The 1,211-nt window shown below is 71.7% G+C and carries 1 protein-coding gene and 1 pseudogene; both read right to left on the reverse strand.

Annotation, left to right across the window (positions count from 1 at the left end; all coding sequences use genetic code 11):
- The coding region (locus ACZ5CR_RS46115) for a metallopeptidase domain-containing protein (protein WP_468869952.1) at positions 1 to 899 on the reverse strand (899 nt) is incomplete at its 3' end.
- Positions 900 to 963: 64 nt separating this feature from the next.
- A pseudogene (locus ACZ5CR_RS46120) lies at positions 964 to 1,211 on the reverse strand (alpha/beta fold hydrolase); the annotation flags it as partial.

Genomic DNA, 1,211 nt, shown 5'->3' on the forward strand with positions numbered 1-1,211 from the left:
ACGGCGATCTTGGTGCCGCCGCGTCGTTCCACCGGGGTCAGCCGCACGGTGCGCCGCCCTGGCGCGGCGAGGCAGGCGACCTGGGAGTCGCGGGTCCAGCCGAGCTTCCAGGAGTGCCAGCCCAGGTACTGCGGGGCATGACCGGCGATGTCGCCCATGATGTCCCAGCCGCCGGCGTACCTGTGGGTGGCACCGGTGAAGGAGTACAGGTCGGGCAGGCCGAAAGTGTGGCCGGTCTCGTGGGCGGCGACCTTGGGGCCCCAGCGCCACAGGTCCTGGCCGAAGGTCACGGCCCACTTGATGCGGGTGCCGTCGGCCCGCACGCCGGACGTGGCGGGGTCGTAGAGATAGGTCGGGGAGAAGGAGATCGCCCGGGCCGCACGCGTGGGGACGACGTACACCATGTCGTAACGGGAGAGGTCCGCGTACGGGTCGGCGGCCGTGACCGCGTCGCGTACGTACTTCTCGTGGGTCTCGAAGGTGAGGCCGCGCTCGAAGCCGTACGAGTCCGACGCTGCCGGCATGCGGATCCAGCGGTGCAGGGACGTGAGGTCGAGGCTTGTGCGGCCGTGGCTGGCCTTGCGCAACCAGTCGGCGGCGGGGGCGAGTTGAGACACGTACTCGTCCGTGGAGCTGGTGGCCTCGGCGTCGGGGAAGTCCACGAACAGCGTCAGGACGCGGCGGGTTCCGGTGCTGGGCTGGAACCGGGCGCGGTCGGTGTCGTGGCCTTCGTCCGTCCAGCCGGTCCTGCCGGGCAGTGCGCACGCGGCGGCGGGGGTCGTGGACCGATGGACCGGCGACGGAGCGGACGCGTTCGCCGTAGTGGCGGCGACGAGACACGAGGCGGCGGCGATGGCCGCGACACCGAGGCGCGGGCGGGCCGGCAGCAGGACAGACATGTCACTCCCGTGGAAGGTGGTGGCAAGGATTGAGGAAGGACAGGCGGGGCAGGGGGCAATCTGCTTACGCGCGCCCTGCGGCCAGGTCCATCAGGCGTGCGAGGACGCGGCCGCCCGACGCGGTGACGCCGTCGTGCTCCCACTCATTGGTGACCCAGGCCCGGGTGGCGCCGACTTCGCGTGCCGTGCGCAGGGAGAGGCCTGCATCGACGTACATGTCGTCGTGGTAGATCGCGGCGGCGGCCGGCACCTCGTTCGCGGCGAGGCGCGCCATGTCGTACAGGGGCGCCCAATCGGTGCGTGCGGCAAGGA

It is taken from the genome of Streptomyces sp. NPDC031274 (assembly GCF_055570235.1).